11 protein-coding genes are annotated in these 16,374 nt (G+C 73.6%); 1 reads left to right on the top strand and 10 read right to left on the bottom strand.

Going from position 1 to position 16,374, the window contains the following annotated elements; all coding sequences use genetic code 11:
- Window positions 1-205 precede the first annotated feature (205 nt).
- From galE to ACH4UM_RS17780, 4 genes are all read right to left on the bottom strand, one after another.
- Window positions 206-1,186, bottom strand: a complete 981-nt coding sequence (gene galE, locus ACH4UM_RS17795) for a UDP-glucose 4-epimerase GalE (RefSeq protein WP_398179512.1) — start codon at window positions 1,184-1,186, stop codon at window positions 206-208.
- Window positions 1,187-1,308: 122 nt separating this feature from the next.
- Window positions 1,309-2,910 (bottom strand): glycosyltransferase family 2 protein, encoded by a 1,602-nt coding sequence (locus ACH4UM_RS17790; RefSeq protein WP_398179619.1) that lies wholly within the window; start codon window positions 2,908-2,910, stop codon window positions 1,309-1,311.
- 43 nt (window positions 2,911-2,953) lie between these two features.
- Window positions 2,954-4,240, bottom strand: coding sequence for a glycosyltransferase family 87 protein (locus tag ACH4UM_RS17785; protein WP_398179509.1), 1,287 nt, complete (start codon window positions 4,238-4,240; stop codon window positions 2,954-2,956).
- Between the two features lie 69 nt (window positions 4,241-4,309).
- A complete protein-coding gene (locus ACH4UM_RS17780) occupies window positions 4,310-4,801 on the bottom strand; it encodes a MarR family winged helix-turn-helix transcriptional regulator (protein ID WP_398179506.1) in 492 nt (163 codons plus the stop codon).
- Window positions 4,802-4,904: 103 nt separating this feature from the next.
- Here ACH4UM_RS17780 and ACH4UM_RS17775 point away from each other — a divergent pair, with 103 nt between their 5' ends.
- Window positions 4,905-5,318, top strand: coding sequence for an organic hydroperoxide resistance protein (locus tag ACH4UM_RS17775; protein WP_398179503.1), 414 nt, complete (start codon window positions 4,905-4,907; stop codon window positions 5,316-5,318).
- A 222-nt stretch (window positions 5,319-5,540) separates the two neighbouring features.
- Here the strand turns inward: ACH4UM_RS17775 and ACH4UM_RS17770 are convergent, their stop codons facing one another.
- From ACH4UM_RS17770 to ACH4UM_RS17745, 6 genes are all read right to left on the bottom strand, one after another.
- Complete coding sequence (locus ACH4UM_RS17770; RefSeq protein WP_398179500.1) at window positions 5,541-7,112, bottom strand: hypothetical protein; 1,572 nt, start codon at window positions 7,110-7,112, stop codon at window positions 5,541-5,543.
- Window positions 7,113-7,191: 79 nt separating this feature from the next.
- The gene (locus tag ACH4UM_RS17765) at window positions 7,192-8,016 is read right to left on the bottom strand and encodes a hypothetical protein (RefSeq protein WP_398179497.1); all 825 of its coding nucleotides are present in this window, start codon (window positions 8,014-8,016) and stop codon (window positions 7,192-7,194) included.
- Between the two features lie 126 nt (window positions 8,017-8,142).
- Window positions 8,143-9,054 carry a carbohydrate ABC transporter permease gene (locus tag ACH4UM_RS17760; RefSeq protein WP_398179494.1) on the bottom strand — a complete coding sequence of 304 codons (912 nt, stop codon included), beginning with the start codon at window positions 9,052-9,054 and terminating at the stop codon, window positions 8,143-8,145.
- The gene (locus ACH4UM_RS17755; RefSeq protein WP_398179491.1) at window positions 9,051-10,394 is read right to left on the bottom strand and encodes a carbohydrate ABC transporter permease; all 1,344 of its coding nucleotides are present in this window, start codon (window positions 10,392-10,394) and stop codon (window positions 9,051-9,053) included. The genes ACH4UM_RS17760 and ACH4UM_RS17755 overlap by 4 nt, the downstream gene beginning before the upstream one ends.
- A 41-nt stretch (window positions 10,395-10,435) precedes the next feature.
- Window positions 10,436-11,830 carry an ABC transporter substrate-binding protein gene (locus ACH4UM_RS17750; protein WP_398179489.1) on the bottom strand — a complete coding sequence of 465 codons (1,395 nt, stop codon included), beginning with the start codon at window positions 11,828-11,830 and terminating at the stop codon, window positions 10,436-10,438.
- A 211-nt stretch (window positions 11,831-12,041) separates the two neighbouring features.
- On the bottom strand, window positions 12,042-15,989 hold the full coding sequence (locus tag ACH4UM_RS17745) for an FHA domain-containing protein (RefSeq protein ID WP_398179616.1): 3,948 nt from the start codon (window positions 15,987-15,989) through the stop codon (window positions 12,042-12,044).
- Between the last annotated feature and the right edge of the window lie 385 nt (window positions 15,990-16,374).

Raw genomic sequence — 16,374 nt, 5'->3', positions numbered from 1 at the left:
GCCCGCCCTGGGCGCTGCCGCGAAGGCGGCTGTGAAGCGCCCGCCCTGGACTCTGCCGCGAAGGCGGCTGTGACGCCCGCCCTGGACGCTGCCGCGGACGCCGCTGCGACACCGCCGCGGACGCCGTTGTGACGTCGCGGTGAACGCCGCCGGAGAAACAGCACCGGGCCCGCCGAAACGGACCCGGTCGAGGATGTCGGGCCGGTCAGCTGCGGGCTGCCTCCGGGTGGTGGCGCACCCAGCCCTCCCAGGCCGAGGTGATCATGTCGTGGACGTCGCGCTTGGCCGTCCAGCCGAGTTCGGTGGCGATGCGGTCGGCGGAGGCGACGACCCGGGCCGGGTCCCCGGGACGGCGGGGGGTGACCGTCGGGGGGCGGTCGTAGCCGGTGACGGCGTTGATCGTGTCGATCATGTCGCGGACCGAGACGCCCTCGCCGCGCCCGATGTTCAGGGTCAGGTCGAGGCCGGGGGAGGCCTGCAGGGCGCGGGCCGTGGCGACATGTGCCTCCGCGAGGTCCACCACGTGGATGTAGTCACGGATGCAGGTGCCGTCGGGCGTGGGGTAGTCGTCGCCGAAGATGCGCGGGGGTGCGTTGTGCGTCAGCTTCTCGAAGACCATGGGGACCAGGTTGAAGACGCCCACGTCCGCGAGGTCCGCATTCGCCGCGCCCGCCACGTTGAAGTAGCGCAGGCAGGCCGTGGACATGCCCGTCGCCCGGCCCGTCGCGCGGACCAGCCACTCGCCCGCCAGCTTCGTCTCACCGTACGGCGACATCGGCGCGCACGGCGTCTCCTCCGTGACCAGGTCCACGTCGGGCATCCCGTACACGGCGGCCGAGGAGGAGAACACGAACGAGGCAACCTCGGCCGCCGTCACCGCCTCCAGCAGGACGCGCAGGCCCTCGACGTTCTCCCGGTAGTAGTGCAGCGGCCGGTCCACCGACTCGCCGACCTGCTTCTTCGCCGCCAGATGCACGACCCCGGTGACCTCGTGCTCGGTGAGCGTCTTCGTCACCCGGTCCCCGTCCAGCGTGGAGCCCACCACCAGCGGCACCCCGTCCGGGACGCGCTCGGAGATGCCGGTGGACAGGTCGTCGTACACCACCGCCCGCTCGCCCGCCTCGGTCATCGCGCGGACGACATGCGATCCGATGTAGCCGGCGCCGCCGGTGATCAGCCAGGTCATGTGCGGGCGTCTCCTCGTCATTGGCCCATGAGGGTGGTGCGTGTGTGGGGCGTGCTCGGTGCGTGTGAGGGCGTGCTCGGTACGGGCGTGCTCGGTACTCTCAGTACCCGGTACCCGGTTCGTCAGCGGAACAGGCGGCGGAGTCTGCCACGCAGCACGGACGTGACACCGCGCGGGCCGGTCGCCATGCGGACGGCCAGGGCGCCGGAGTGCGTGGCGTAGGGCTGCACCAGGAGGACGCCGTGCAGCAGGCTCGGGACGACGCGGCGGCGCAGCAGCCCGGGCCCCGTGCGTGCGTGCGCCGTCATCTCCCGGGTCGTGCCGTCGGCGAAGCGCACGTGCAGCCGCAGGTCCCAGGTACCGGCGCCGAGCCCCGCGAGGTCCACGGCGGTCTCGGCCGCCCAGGTGCCGTCGGCGGAGGGCGTCAGCGCCACCGTGGCGGTCCGCCGCGTTAGTCCCCGCTCCCGGTGCCGCCATTCCACCGCCAGCTCCCGCGGTCCGGCCGGCGCCACCCGGCCGTACAGCTCGTGCAGACGCAGCCGCAGGGCGGTGACGCGCGCGCCGGGGTGCAGCTCCGCGTCCACGGCGAGGGGCAGCTGGTGGGCCGGACGGGTCAGGAACGGCTCCAGGGTGAGCTGGGGCAGGTCGTCCGCCCAGACCGGGGTGCCGTCCCTGTCCCGTGCGTAGGGCGGGCACAGGCGGGTCGGCCGGGCGGCGAGCTCCTTGAGCCTGGGCAGGTCGCGCGGTTCGGGCGAGGCCAGGATCACCCGGGCGAGGAGGCGGCCGGGTGCCGTTTGGTTGACGGTCCAGTCGGCGGCGTCGTACTCCCCGAGGTACTCGCGCGTGTGCGTCCACCACGCGCGCCGGTACTCCGCGTCGCGCAGGTCCAGCTCGCGCACGTACATGCGCAGCTCGTGGTCGAGGAACTTGGCGCGCGCGGCCCGGGCGAGCTCCTTCTGCCCGGCGCTCAGCAGGATGTCGTACGCCTGCCTGCTCGCCTCGGCGCGTGCCTGCCAGTTGCCGATGTCCCCGCGGTCCAGCGAGATCGACAGCTGCTCGGCGGACCGGCGCACGTGCCACACGTACACCCGGTCCGGGATGAGGGCCATGCGCGGCCCGGCGGCCAGCACCCGCGCCGTGAACACGAAGTCCTCGTAGCGGAAGCGGCCCTCGGGGAAGCGGATGGAGCGCTCGCGCAGGAAGTCGGTCCGGTAGAGCTTGTTGACGCAGAGGGTGTCGTGCACCAGGGCCGGAAGCTGGGCGGGGCGCTCGAGCACCGCGCTCTCGCGGTACAGGGAGTCCTGCCAGAGCACCTCGCGCCCCGAGGGCAGCTCACGGCGCACGCAGAGCCCGCTCACCACCTCGGCGCGCTCCTCCCGGGCGGCCCTGAGCAGGGCGTCCACCGCACCCGGCGGCAGCACGTCGTCGCTGTCGAGGAACATCACGTACGACGACGTCACCGCGTCGATGCCGGTGTTGCGCGGGCTGCCGCAGCCACCGCTGTTCGTCTCGCGCCGGATCACCCGCAGGCGCGGCTCGGTCTCGGCGAGATGGGTGAGCGCCTCGAAAGTGCCGTCCGTCGAACAGTCGTCCACGGCGACGACCTCCCGGACGGCGGCTCCCTGTGCGAGCGCCGAACGCACGGCGTCGGTGATGTTGGCCTCGTCGTCGTATCCGATCACGACGACGCTGACGTCGGGCTTCTGCTGGCGTTGCGGCTGCATTGAATCCACGGGCGGAAGGGTAGGGGCGGTCGGTAATCTCCCGTTAAGAGGGACTTAGCGTCCCGTGCGGAAGACGGTGTGCGTCCGATTCGGGTTCCCTTCCACGTGCCACGAAATTTGTCGAGCGCCACAGCCGGGCCAGAGAGAGTACCGCGGCCAGGCCCAGGAAACCGTTTCGTACGATCATCAGCGCGCAGCCGGTCCATGTGCGGGCGGCGACCTCGTGGTACAGCGTCGGGTAGGCGATCACGCTGACCAGGCTCGCCAGCGCGATCAGCGCGGCCACCGGGCGCTGGGAGGTCTGCCGTGAGGTCAGGCACACCGCGGCGAGCCCCAGCAGCCAGATCATGTACTGCGGACTGATCACCCGGCTGGTGACGGTGAAGAGCAGTACGGCGCTCAGCGCGGCGTCGTACGGCGTCGCCTCCGTCCAGTGCCGGGCCCGGATGCGCCACAGCAGCAGCAGCGCGAAGGCGGCCGCCGACAGGGCCAGTGAGAGGTGCGCGACGGCGGCGACGTGCGGTCCGGTGAACTCCAGCGCGCCGTACTGGTACCGAACCCTCCCCGACCAGCCGGCGTGCGTGGCCAGGGAGAGTGCCGTGCCGCCGAACGACTCGATCTGCACGCCCCGGCCGCCCTGCTGACGCACGAAGGCCAGCGGGTTGCGGAACGCGCAGACGAGGACCAGGCCGACCGCGCTCCCGGCGACGGCCGCCGAGGTCCACGCCGACCGTGTGGCACCGCCCCGGGGCGTGCCCAGCAGCACCAGGGCCGGCCAGCCCTTCACCAGGGCGCCCAGCGCGGCGAACGTGCCGCACGCGCGCGTGGAGCGCTTCAGCGCCAGCAGGGAGAGCACGGCGAAGGCCGTGACCTGGATGTCGTAGCGGGCGAGCGGGATGTGCAGCAGCAGGGGCAGGCCCAGCGTCCAGTAGCCCGCCCCGCGCAGGGAGCGGCCGCGACGCGTGCCCGCGCGGGCCAGTGCCAGGGCGATCACCGCGTCGGCGGCCAGGGTGAGCGTCACGAAGGCCTGGAAGTACGTCAGGCCCGGCAGCAGTGCGGGCGACAGCAACACCGGTCCGGCACCCGGCGGGTACTGCCACAGCTTGTCGTGTGCCGGGAAGGCGCCGTGGGACAGCACGTGGTACCAGCGCTGGTACAGCTTCCACACCTCGGGCGCCACCACGCCCCCGCCCAGCAGGGGCCGGCTGCTGTGGGCGAGCAGCCACAGCATCAGGGTGCGCGTGAGGAGCCAGGCGGCCGTCAGGGCAAGGAGGCGGTGTCGCGTCGACGCACGCGTGAGGGCGCCCGTCACGCTCTGGAAAGCAGTCATCACGGCGGATCGTAATGTCTATATATGTCTTCTTTGCGTTGATACGCCGCTGCCGGCGCCAAGAGCCGCCTATCGGCAGCCCGGCGTCTCCTCCAGGGCCGCCGCGTCGAGCGCCGTGGTGAGCCGGTCGAGGCGGGAGTGCAGATCGCGGATCTCATCGAGGGTGAAGCCGGTCGCCGACGCGATCCGGCGCGGCACCAGGGCCGCCTGCTCACGCAGCGCCGCGCCCTCCTCGGTCGGCCGCACCTGAACCGAGCGCTCGTCCCGGGCGCTGCGCTCCCGGCGCACCATCCCTGCCGCCTCCAGGCGCTTGAGCAGCGGGGACAGGGTGCCGGAGTCGAGGCGCAGGTGCTCGCCGAGCTTCTTCACGGGGGTCGGGCCGTGCTCCCACAGCACCAGCATCACCAGGTACTGCGGATAGGTCAGTCCGAGCTCCTTGAGGAGCACGCGGTAGACGCCGTTGAAGGCGCGCGAGGCGGCGTGCAGGGAGAAGCAGATCTGGCGGTCCAGGCGCAGCCAGTCCTCGTCCGGCGCGGCGCTGGGTGGAACCTCGGTGGTCATGTCCCCAGGATAGCTCCGGCCCTCCATTTAATTGTGCACAACTAAGTTGTGTGCTCTACTGTTCGGGACGCCTTACGAGACTCTTCGAGAGGGATGGTTTTCCATGGACGCGCTCTACACCGCCGTCGCCACCGCCACCCACGGCCGCGAGGGCCGCGCCTTCACCTCCGACGGCAAGCTGGACGTGCAGCTGGCCCCGCCGGTGGAACTCGGCGGCAACGGGCAGGGCACCAACCCCGAGCAGCTGTTCGCCGCCGGCTACGCCGCCTGCTTCGCCAGCGCCCTCGGCCTCGTCGGCCGCCAGGCCAAGGTGGACGTCAGCGACGCCGCCGTCACCGGCGAGGTCGGCATCGGCAAGCAGGGCCAGGGCTTCGGTCTCGCCGTCACCCTCCGCATCGAGCTGCCCGGCACCGTGGACGAGGCCACCGGCCGCAAGCTGGTCGAGCAGGCCCACCAGGTCTGCCCGTACTCCAACGCCACCCGCGGAAACATCCCGGTCGAGATCGTCGTCGAGTAGCCGAGTGGCCGAGCCCGTCTTCGAGTGGTCGAGCTCGTCCCCCGGGCCGTTGGAGTGACTGGTGCTGCGACCGGCAAGGTTCACCGGCTCGCGGCGTCCGGCACGGCACCTCGCCTCGTTGTCGCATCACCCGAGTACCTCCAGTACGCGGGCGATGCTCCGCCTTGCGATGCACCGCACCGGAGGCCGCGAGTTTTCCGGCAAACCCTTCCGGCCACAGCACTAGCCCCCGACCCGTGCCAGCACCTCCCCGGTCCGCAGGCTCCACGCCACCACCACCGCCTCCCCGGGCACCTTGCGCCGAGGCGTCAGCAGCAGCCAGCGCACGTGGTAGCGGTGGACGACGGCGGACCGGCCGGCGCGGGTCGTCCGGGCGTCGAGATAGGCACGCACGTCGTCGCTCCGCCGGCGGCGCGTCCGCTCGTCCAGGGCGCCGTCCGGCCGGGCGGGCGCGACGAGGTTCACGCCGTACCCGGCGATCGAGTGCAGTGCGTAGTAGCCGTCCGCGAGTACGACGTCACCGCGCCGCATGTGCCGGGCCGCCCAGCCGTACGTCGGCCAGCGCGGCGGCTGGGGAAAGCCGACCGGGTCCAGTGAGCGCGGCACCACCGCCCCCGCCTGGACGGTGAGGAGGCCCAGACAGGCCCCCGCCGCCGCGAGCACCCCGAGCACACGGCGCCACGGCGCCCACGGCCGCGCCGCCGTCAGTTCCACGGCGAGCGCGACCTGCCCTCCCAGCAGGGCCGGGCCGAGGACCGGGCCGTAGGCGAAGTGACCGCTGAGCCGTCCGCAGGCCACGACGAGACAGTCGAGCAGGAACATCAGCACCAGCGGGTCCCGCCCCCGCGACCGGCGCGCCCGCGCCCACAGCGCCGGCAGCCCGAGCAGCGCCAGCCAGAACCGGCCGCCGAGGTCGTCGTGCCGCACCCGGTGCAGCTGATCCAGCCGCCCGGCCCCGACCGTCGCGAACACGTCGAACACGTCGAAGTACGGCCAGCTCACGGCGACCGCCACGGCCACGGCCCCGGTCAGGACCCAGCGGCCCGCCACCCGGGGCCGCCACCCCCGCTGCCACCCCGCCACACAGGCGACCGCCCCCGCCCCCGCCGCCACCGACGTGATCGGGTGCACCAGCAGGATCACCCCGTACAGCACGCCGAGCGCCGCGTACCCGCAGCAGCCGCGCAGCCCGTTCGGCCCCACGAAGCGCACCGGCCCCGCGTCCCGCGCCCGCTCTCCCGTCAGCGCCCACGCCCAGAGGGCCAGGCCCATCGCGAACGCCGACGGCCGGCCGAGGCCGCCCGTCATCGACATCAGCCCCAGGTAGCCGCTCCACCAGGTCCGCTCGGTGCCCCACAGCAGAGTCATCGCGCCCAGCGCGAGCACCGGCGCCCACGGCCGCCCGGTCAGCAGCCGCACGAAGCGGCCCAGACCGGTCAGCAGCACCAGCAGGTTGAGCGGCCCGGCGAGCCGCAGCACATCCCAGCCCGGCAGCCCCGTCAGCCGGGCGAGGACGCCCTCGGCGACCGCGTACGGCGAGTAGTACGGGCTGCCGGCGCCCGGCAGGTCCGCCGTCGGGTGGCGCGGATGCAGCAGATCCGCCCTGAGCCGCTCGATCACCGCCGCGTGCTGGCCGGCGTCGCAGCACAGCGGCACCCGCCAGTACGCCAGCGACATCACCAGCCAGAACAGGAGGCCGAGGACCTGGTACGGGCTCGGGCGCCGGGCCTGGCCGCCGCGCAGCGCGGTCGCACCGCGTACGGACCGCCGCCGGAGGAGGGCGCCGGTGCTCACCGGATCGGGGCGGACGCGGACGGGGATCTACGGACCATTGGCCGTATATTCCCGCCCGCGTCAACGGCACCATCACCAGTCACCTCATCGAGTGACCGCCTCGTGCGGGCCCGGTCGTCTGCGGTCCTGCCCCTGCGGTCCTGGTGTGACGTTCCCGGCCCGGGCGGCCCGACGGCCGCCAGGTGGACGGCCGGGTGGGGGTGGGCCGTGACGTGTTGGGTCGCATACGGACTCCCCGGAAGGGCAAACGGCGTTCAGAGGCTCTCGGCGACGGCCTGGTGACCGGCTGGTCGCGACCCGCTCCCGGGCCGGCGCGGTGGGCCGGCCGGCGGACAGGGAACAGTCCGGACGGCGGTCGGAGCCGACGTTGTCGCCCCGGTGCTCCGGCGCGGCCGGCGCGCAGCGGCAGCCACGGCTGGACGCGGCGGTGCGGCTGGACACGGTGGTGCAGCTGGAGCGCGGCGGCCCGCAGCGCGCGCAGCGACTTGACGGCCGGCTTGACCGCCCGGCGGCACAGGGTCGTCGCCAGCAGCAGCCCGCGGAAGGCGCGGCGCAGACCCAGCCGGACCAGGGCGTGCCGCAGCCCGGGGCGCGGGGCCAGGCGGGCGCCGAGGCTGCGGCAACGGCGCTGGTGGGTACGGGCTTTGCGCAGCAAGTCGGTGCGGCAGCCACGCGGCAGCAGGCCGGTCCGGCTGAACAGGGGCGAGAGGTGGTCGACCAGCGGTCGGAGCAACGGCGGCCGTCGGCAAGCCGGTTGGGGCCGCCGGCCGAGAAACGCGAAGATGCGGTCGTACTGCTCGAAGACGTCGAAGAGCCGACGGCCGGTGGTAGCCAGGACGCCGCCCCACTCGCGCAGGTACGCCTGAACCCGGTACGCGGGGACGATGACACTGAACCTGGGCAAGGGGGACATCCAAGGGTCGGCGCGGGCCTTCTGCCCGGGAACGGCCGATGGAGTGAACCGGTTACGGCTCGGTACGGCATGTGGGGGACCGCGGGTGATCGGGAAGGGACGGGGCCGGTGCCCTGGCTACTTGACCGCGCCCGCCATCACGCCGGACACGAACTGCCGCTGGAACGCGAAGAACACGGCCAGCGGGATCACCATCGAGATGAACGCGCCGGGCGCCAGCACGTCGATGTTGTTGCCGAACTGGCGCACCTGGGTCTGCAGGGCGACCGTGATCGGCTGCGTACCGGACTTGGTGAACACCAGCGCCACCAGCATGTCGTTCCACACCCACAGGAACTGGAAGATGCCCAGGCTCGCGATCGCGGGTCCGGCCAGCGGCATCACGACCCGGGCGAACAGCCGCAGTTCACCGGCGCCGTCGAGACGGGCCGCCTCCAGCAGCTCCCGGGGGATCTCCGCGAAGAAGTTCCGCAGCAGGAACACCGCGAAGGGCAGCCCGAATCCCGTGTGGAACAGGATCACCCCGAAGATCGTCCCGAACAGCCCCATCTTCCCGAACAGTTCGGCGATCGGGATCAGCGCCACCTGCACCGGCACGACCAGCAGGCTGACCACGGCCAGGAACCACCAGTCGCGGCCCGGGAACTCCATCCACGCGAACGCGTAGCCCGCGAGCGAGCCGACGACGACCACCAGGACCGTCGCCGGAACCGTGATCAGCACGGTGTTCAGCAGGGAGTGGGTGATGTCGCCGTTCTCCAGCAGCTTCCGGTAGCTGTCGAAGGTGAGCTGCGCGGGCTTGCCGAAGACCGTCCACCAGCCGCTGGCGCTCATGTCCTCCGGGGAGCGCAGCGAGGACAGCAGCAGACCGATCGTGGGGACCAGCCAGAACAGGCCCACCAGGATCAGGAAGACGCGGACCAGACCGCCGCTCGCGGCGTCCGCGAGACGCGAGCCGAGGGAGCGCCCGGCCCTCACGGTCTCGGGAACCCGTGCCGTCCGGGTGGGATTCCCGGCCTCCGCCGTCATCGCCGCACCTCCCGCCTGAGCCGGCGCATGTTGAACAGCATCACCGGGATGACCAGCAGCAGCAGGAACACCGCGATGGCGCTGGCGATGCCCGGCTGGCCCTCCGAGAAGCCCTTGCGGTACAGCTCCAGGGCCAGCACGTTGGCGTCGTCCTGGGAGGAGCCCGGAGCGATGATGTAGACCAGGTCGAAGATCTTCAGCACGTTGATCATCAGCGTGACGGCGACGACCGCGAGCACCGGTGCCAGCAGCGGCACCGTCACCCTGCGGAACACCTGCCACTCGTTCGCGCCGTCCACCCGGGCCGCCTCCAGCAGCTCCCGGGGCACACCGGCGAGCCCGGCCGCGATCAGCACCATCGCGAACCCGGCCCACATCCACACATACGCCCCGATGATGGCCGGGGTGACCAGCGAGGGGCCCAGCCAGTCCACACCGTTGTACGGCGCCTCGAAGTTGCTCGCCGGAAGCCGCAGCAGGGCGCCGTCGGCCTGCGCGGGAAGGGCGAACGTGCCGTCGTCGGCGGCCTTGGCCGAGGCCACCACCTTGCCGTCCTTCACCGCCTCGATCCGCATACCGGCGTAGCCCAGCTCGGACGGGTCGACCGCGCCGAGCTTCCCGACGCCCTTGCCGCGGGTGAAGTCCTGCCAGGTGGTTCCGGTGATCCTCCCCGGTTCCGGCCTGGCCTGCACGGCCTTCTTCGCGCTGTCCGGCATCTGGTCGGGGGCGACGCCGACCAGCGGCAGGGCGACCGACTGGCCCGTGTGGACCGGGCTGGTGGTGAGGAACCCGCCCTGGTCGGGCCTGAGCGGCGAGTCGCGGCCCGGGTGCGCCTTCGGGAACGCCGACGACTGCGCGAAGGTGTCGTGGACCCCCACCCACACCGCGTTCGCGACGCCCTTGTCCGGGTCCTGGTCGTACACCAGCCGGAAGATGATCCCGGCCGCCAGCATCGAGATGGCCATCGGCATGAAGACGACCAGCTTGAACGCCGTGCCCCAGCGCACCCGTTCGGTGAGCACCGCGAAGATCAGGCCGAGCGCGGTGGCGACCACCGGCGCGAACACCACCCAGATGATGTTGTTCTTCAGCGCGGTGCGGATGCCGTCGTCGGTGAACAGGGCCCTGTAGTTGTCGATCCCGGTGAAGGAGTCGCCGGAGGCGCTGTAGAGGCTGCGGACGACCGAGTACCCGATGGGGTAGACCACGAGCGCGCCGAGCAGCACCAGGGCGGGCAGCAGGAACAGGGCCGCCACGGTCCTGCGGGTGCCGGTCACGCTCTTGCGACCACGGGGGGCGGCGCGGCCCGGTGAGGCTCCCGCCGCCGTGGCCGAGGTCATCGCCGGTCCCGTCCTCGATGGTTGCGAACGGTCATCACGGATCAGCTCCCGCCGCCGTAGGCCGCCGCCGCGTCCTTCTCCAGCTTCGCCTGGGTGCCGGCGACGTCGGAGGGGTTCTTCAGGAAGTCCTGGAGATCCTTCCACTCACCCTTGCCGGGCGTGCCGCCGAAGGCCTGCGGGGCCTGGTCCGACATGTCGAAGCGGAAGGAGTCGCCCGATGCGATCAGGGCCTTGGCGATCCTTCGCTGCACCTCGTTCGGATACGCCGAGTCGGGCACGTTCCTGCTCGGGGAGAGGTAGCCGCCGAGTTTGGCCTGGATCGTCGCCGCGTCGGGCGAGGCCAGGAAGGTGACCAAGGCCTGCGCCGCCTTGGAGTCCTTCAGGATCACCGCCGCGTCGCCGCCGGAGACCACGGGCGCGGTGGTGCCCACGGCCGGGAACGGGAACACCTTCGCGTCCGTGCCCACCTTGGCCTTGGTCTCGCCGATGTTGACCTGTGCGAAGTCGCCCTCGAAGACCATGCCGGCCTTCGGCTGGTCGCCGCCGGTGAAGGTCTGGGTGACGGAGGCCGGGAACTCCGTCTGCAGCGCGCCGTCCGGGCCGCCCGCGATGTAGTCCTTCTTGGACCAGATCTGAGCGAGTGTGGTGAGGGCCTGCCTGACGGACGGGTCCGTCCACTTGATCTCGTGCTGGGCCAGCTGGTCGTACTTCTTCGGACCCGCCTGGGAGAGATAGACGTTCTCGAACCAGTCGGTGAGGGTCCAGCCGTCCGCGCCGCCCACCGAGAACGGGGTGACACCGGAGTCGTAGACCTTCTGCGCGGTGCTCAGCAGGTCCTTCCAGGTCTTGGGCTCAACTGCGCCCGCGTTCTCGAAGACCTTGGCGTTGTACCAGATCAGCGACTTGTTGGCGGCCTTGTAGTAGGCGCCGTACTGCTTGCCGTCGACCTTGCCGATGTCCTGCCAGCCCTGCGAGTAGTTCTTGGCGAGCTGTGCCTGGGCCTCCGGGCCCAGCGGCTTGGCCCACTTCTTTTCCACGGCCTGCTTGATGGCGCCCGGCTGCGGGAGCAGGGCGACGTCCGGCGGCTGGCCGCCCGCGATCTTCGAACCGAGGAAGTTGATGATCGGGTCCTGGGCGGGGACGAAGGTGACCTTGGCGCCGGTGCGCTTGGTGAACTCCGCGAGGACCTTCTTGAAGTTGGCCTGTTCGGCGCCGGTCCAGACGGCGGCGACCTCCAGGGTCGTGCCGTTCAGCTTGGGGAGGGTGACGGTGGCGCCGGTCTGAGTGGCCCCGCCGCCGCTCTGGTCGTTGCCGCTCTTCTTGTCGTTGCCCGAGCCGCCGCACGCGGTGAGGGAAAGAGCCAGTGCTCCTGCGGCGACGGCTGCTGCGGTCCTGGCGGCCCGGTGTGTCCGGATGGTGCTGCTCGTGCTGCGCATCACTGCCCCGTTCTTCGTTCCTCGTCGAACGTCGAGCGCTGTCCCGTGCGCTCTGGTCTACGCCGGGGCCCGGCGGTCGGCAAGAGCGCCCACGGTGTCAACCGGGCGATCGTGACCACGTCGTGACTCTACGTCAACCTTGATCGCCGGGCGGTGAAGGGGAAGCGGAACACGTGGGCGAAGGGGGGGCGGTGCGTCAGGTGGCGCCCGATCAGAGCAGCGAGGGGACCTCGGCCGCCGACACCTCCCTGGCCGCCCGTTCCAACGCGCTGGCCAGCAGGGCCAGATCCGTCGGCCCGTTGCCCAGCTCCCGCACCGAGCGCCGGGCGGGCGGGTCGCCCATACGGTGCCACTCCAGGGGGACGACCGTGGGGCGCTGGGTCGCCGTCCGGGGGATACGGCCCGTGACGCGGCCGCCCTGGAACGCGGTGACCCGCCCGTCCGCGCAGGTCAACCGGCCGCGCCCGGGCGCCGGTTCGTCCGGTCCGGTGGCCGGTGCGTCCAGCGTGACCCGCAGCGCGGCCCGGCGCGCCGGTTCGGTCTCCGCCGTACGGCCTCCGGGCATGGCGGACGCGACCAGGTGGACGCCGAGCCGCCCGCCCTCCCGGGCCACCGCCTCCAGCGCGCGTATCACGGACCCGGCCGCGGGCCGTCCGGGCGAACCGAGTGCGGGGGAGACGAGGGCGTCCAGGTCGTCGACCACCACGACGAGCCGGGGCAGTGGCGGCGCCGTCGTGGCCTCGGCCCGCGCACGCGCCGCCGCGGGGCGCAGACGGAGGGTGGAACTGGGCGGGGTGTCGAGGTCGGCCGCGCCGGTGCCGATCGGGGCGGTGCCCGCGGTCCCTGTGCCGGCCGGTCCGGTGCCGCTCGGTCCGGGGCCGGCCGGTCCGGTGCCGCTTGGTCCGGGGCCGGCCGGTCCTGCCCCTGCCGTCCTTGTGTCGGCCGGGCTCGCGGGGGAGGCGCCACGGGCCGGCGGGGTGGGGCCGGGGGTGCCTCGCCCGTTCGGTGTGCGCTGGGCGACGATACGGCCGGACACCTCGCGCCCGGTGTGCCACTCGGCGAAGTCCGACCGCCCCAGCAGCTCGGCCCGCCGCTTCAGCTCGGCGCTCAGCGACTGGGCGAACTCCCGCATCCGCACGGGGTCGTTGGCGGTGAGATGGGTCGTCACGTGCGGTACGTCCGTGCAGACCTTCAGGCCGTCACCGGACCCGCCGGCCGAGCCCACGCAGTCCCGGCCGTCCAGCAGGACGACGCCCAAGCGGTCGGGGCGCTCGGCGGCGGCGAGCGAGGCGACTACGGACCGCAGCAGCTCCGTACGGCCGCTGCCCGCCGGTCCCTCGACCAGCAGGTGGGGGCCGTCGGCCACGAGGTCCGCGCAGACCGGACCGCGAGGCCCGGCCCCGAGTATCGCCCAGGCCCGCCCGCCGCGGGCCGCGGCGTCGTCGGCCGCGTCCGCCCAGCGCGCCTGGAGCGAGGCCGGGGTGGCCCGGGCCAGTCCCAGTTCGTCCAGCAACCGTGCCGACTGCGGCAGCGGCGCCGACACCCGTGCGGGCCGGTCTCCCGCGGCCGTGTCCGTCCGCAGCGGCGCCAGCGCCCGCCCGAAGCGCTCGGCCCACATGAGGGAGACGGCGTCGACCACGGCGACCGTGCCGGGGGGTACGGGGGTGGGTGTGGGCGCCGCGACGGTGGCGGGGGCGGACGTGGAGGTGGCGGTGACACCGGGGCCGTGGGCGGGCGCGGCCGTGGGTGCCGGTGCCGGTGCTTGTGTGGCTGCCGCGGCGCCCGGCCGTGGCGTCTCCGTCCCGGAATGCGCGACGCGCATCAGCCGCAGCGCCGTCGCCACGTCGCCGCTGAGCAGGGCGACGGCCCCGCACTCGCGGAACACCGGCGACACCGCGCACGCCGCCTCGTACGTCTCCGTGACCGGGGACGCGGGCGAGGCGGGTGCCGCCTCGGCGAGACACACGACGTGTATCCCGGCCCGCGGTCCCTCGTGCGCCAGCCGCGCCACCGCCTCCCGTACGGCGGTGCCGCCCGGGTCGCCGTCCACGACGACCACGGTGTAAGGCCCCGCGAAGCCCGGCTCGTCGGGGATGTCGTCGTCCCGGGCCCAGGAGGGCCGCCGGGCGGCGGCGCGGCTGTCGTCGGCCGGGTGGGTGCGCAGCGCGGGCGCGCCGCTCCGGGCCTCTCCCGGTGCTGACCGTCGTGCCTGGCCGCGTGCGTGTCCGCCGGTCTCCGCCAGGTGGTCGTCCAGCCGGCGGAGGAGTTCGTCCGTGCGCGCGGTGGCCTGCTCGCGGTCGTGGGCGAGCAGGAGACGGCAGTCCTGGCCGTGGACCGGGCGCACATGGGGGAGCCACCCGAGCCAGGACCACTCGGCGACCCGCTCCTCCAGCGGGCGGGCGCGGTCCGTGCAGAGCAGGACGATCTCGAGGGTGTCGGGGGAGTGCAGCGCGGCGAGCTGGGACACCACCGCGCGCGCCAGCCCGGACAGACGGGCTCGCGGTCCGGCCAGGCCCAGCGCCCGCACCTCCCGCAGGTCGGCGGTCACCGGCACGGCGGGCAGCAGACGCCCGGAGCCGTCGGGGGCCGCCCGGTCGGCCGTGCCCAGCCGGACCGTGAGCGCCTCGGGGTGCCCGGGGCCGCGCTCCCACAGCCGTGGGCCCGGGCCGAGGGCGGTCAGCAGCAGCGCCGCCGGGTCCGGCCAGGTCTCCGCCAGCTGCGGGGCGCCGGCGTACACAGGGGGCAGGCCTGGCTCCCGCGCCCGCGCGTCAGCCGGTATGGCCGCTGTGTCCTCGCCGTACGTCTCGTGCCGGGCCGCCGTCTGCTCCCCGCGTCCGCCGGCCAGCCTGCGTGCCCACGCGCCGAGCCCGCCGCGCCTGCGCAGGCCCTGCGGCACTTCGGTGCCCCGCAGCGGCGTTCCCTTGCGTCCGCTGCCGCCGAGGGCACCGTCCGCGCGGCCGTCCGGGGCCGCCGTACGCGGCGGGCCGCCGGCGGTTTCCTCGCCGTGCTCGCCGTATTCGCGGTACTCGCCTTCCCCGGCATGCTCGGTCGTGAAGGCCCCGGTGCGGTCGCCCGCTCCGAACCGGCCCGCGTGCGTGTCGCCGCCGCCCGGGCCCTCGATCCGCGACGCGCGGCCCTGCGCGGGCACCGCGGGAGGTTCGAGCGCCGCGTGCTCCTGAGCCCCCGGCGCGTCCCCGGAGGCACCCCAGCTCGCCGAGCCGTAGGAGAGGCGGGTCTCACCGGTGGCCTGTGAGGGCAGCGTCCCCGCGGGTGCCCCGGCCGGGTCCGTGGCGCTGCCACCGGCCGCCACGCGCGCGTGAGCCGCGGCGGTGCCGGGCACGCCGGCCGTCCCGCGCTCCCGCGCGCGCTCGGAGGCCACCCGTACATGCCCCTCTCCGTCCGGTGCGGTCGCCACGCGCGCACCGGGTCCAGCGGCCGGCGTCAGGCGCAGGGCCGACTCGCCGATGCGCAGCAGCGCGCCCGGGGTGAAGCGGACCGGGCGGGCGCCGACCTGCCGGCCGTCCAGCACCGTGCCGTTGGTGGAGCCGAGGTCGGCGACCGACACACCGCCGTCGGGAGCGACCGTCACCGCGCAGTGCACCCGGGAGACGTCGGGGTCGTCGAGCGGGACGCCGGCGTCGGCGGAACGGCCGACGGTGATCTGCCCGCCGTGCAGCAGATGGACCCCGCCCGCGTCCGGGCCCGCGACCACGTGCAGCTGGGTCGGGGCGTCGTCGAGCTCGGGATGCGGCTCGGGCTCGGCGGGGGCGCCCAGGGAGAGCACCGCGCCGTCCAGCAGCGGGGGCTCGCCGAGTGTGCAGCGCTGGGCGTCGAGCCGCTCCGCGCCCGCGTACAGCACCACCGGGCCCGCGCCGGGGTCCCGGCCGCCGCGTTCGGCGGCGCCGCGCTCCCGGCCGTTCCGCTCGGCCGCGCCGCGCTCCCGTCCACCGCGCTCGGACCCCGTACCGCCGTCGCCGGCGACCGCGGCCGCGAGCGCCGATGCCACCGCTGACAGGGCCGTACCGGCCGGTGCCGTGACCAGCACGTCGCAGCGGGCTGCGGGGCGTCGCGGTGATGGGGAGACCCCCTGCTCGAGCGAAGCCGCGAGCTTGGGGGAGGGCGGGCCCAGCGGGTCTACGACGGTCAGCCGGATCTGCATCGCCGTCAGCGGTCCCTTCTGCGGGGCGCCCGGGAACGGGAGGGGCGAAGCCGCCCCGCGGTCCCCCACCGCGGACTTCCCCCACCGCCGCACGGGCACGTCGGCCAGTACTGGCAGCATCCTCGCACCTGCTACTGACACCGCGCCCGCCGCCCACCGGCAAGTGATCTTGATTGGTCGGCTCTGCCCGCAAAAGTGCCTGTCCAGTGCCCTGCGAGTGTCCGCTTGAGACCCGCTTGAGATCGGTCACGTCCGCTCGCGGCAACCAACCGACCCGAGCCGAGCGTCTTTCCATCGAACATGTACGGCGCCCCCTGCGTAAGTCGCCTCGAAAGGACGCCCCGGGAGAACGCCTCGAAAGGACACCCGAAGAGGACACCTGAAA

The organism is Streptomyces sp. NPDC020801 (assembly GCF_044334385.1).
In the GTDB taxonomy this organism is placed as follows: domain Bacteria; phylum Actinomycetota; class Actinomycetes; order Streptomycetales; family Streptomycetaceae; genus Streptomyces.
The sequence above is the reverse complement of the archived record's forward strand: the minus strand, read 5'-3'. Positions and strand labels throughout refer to the sequence as shown.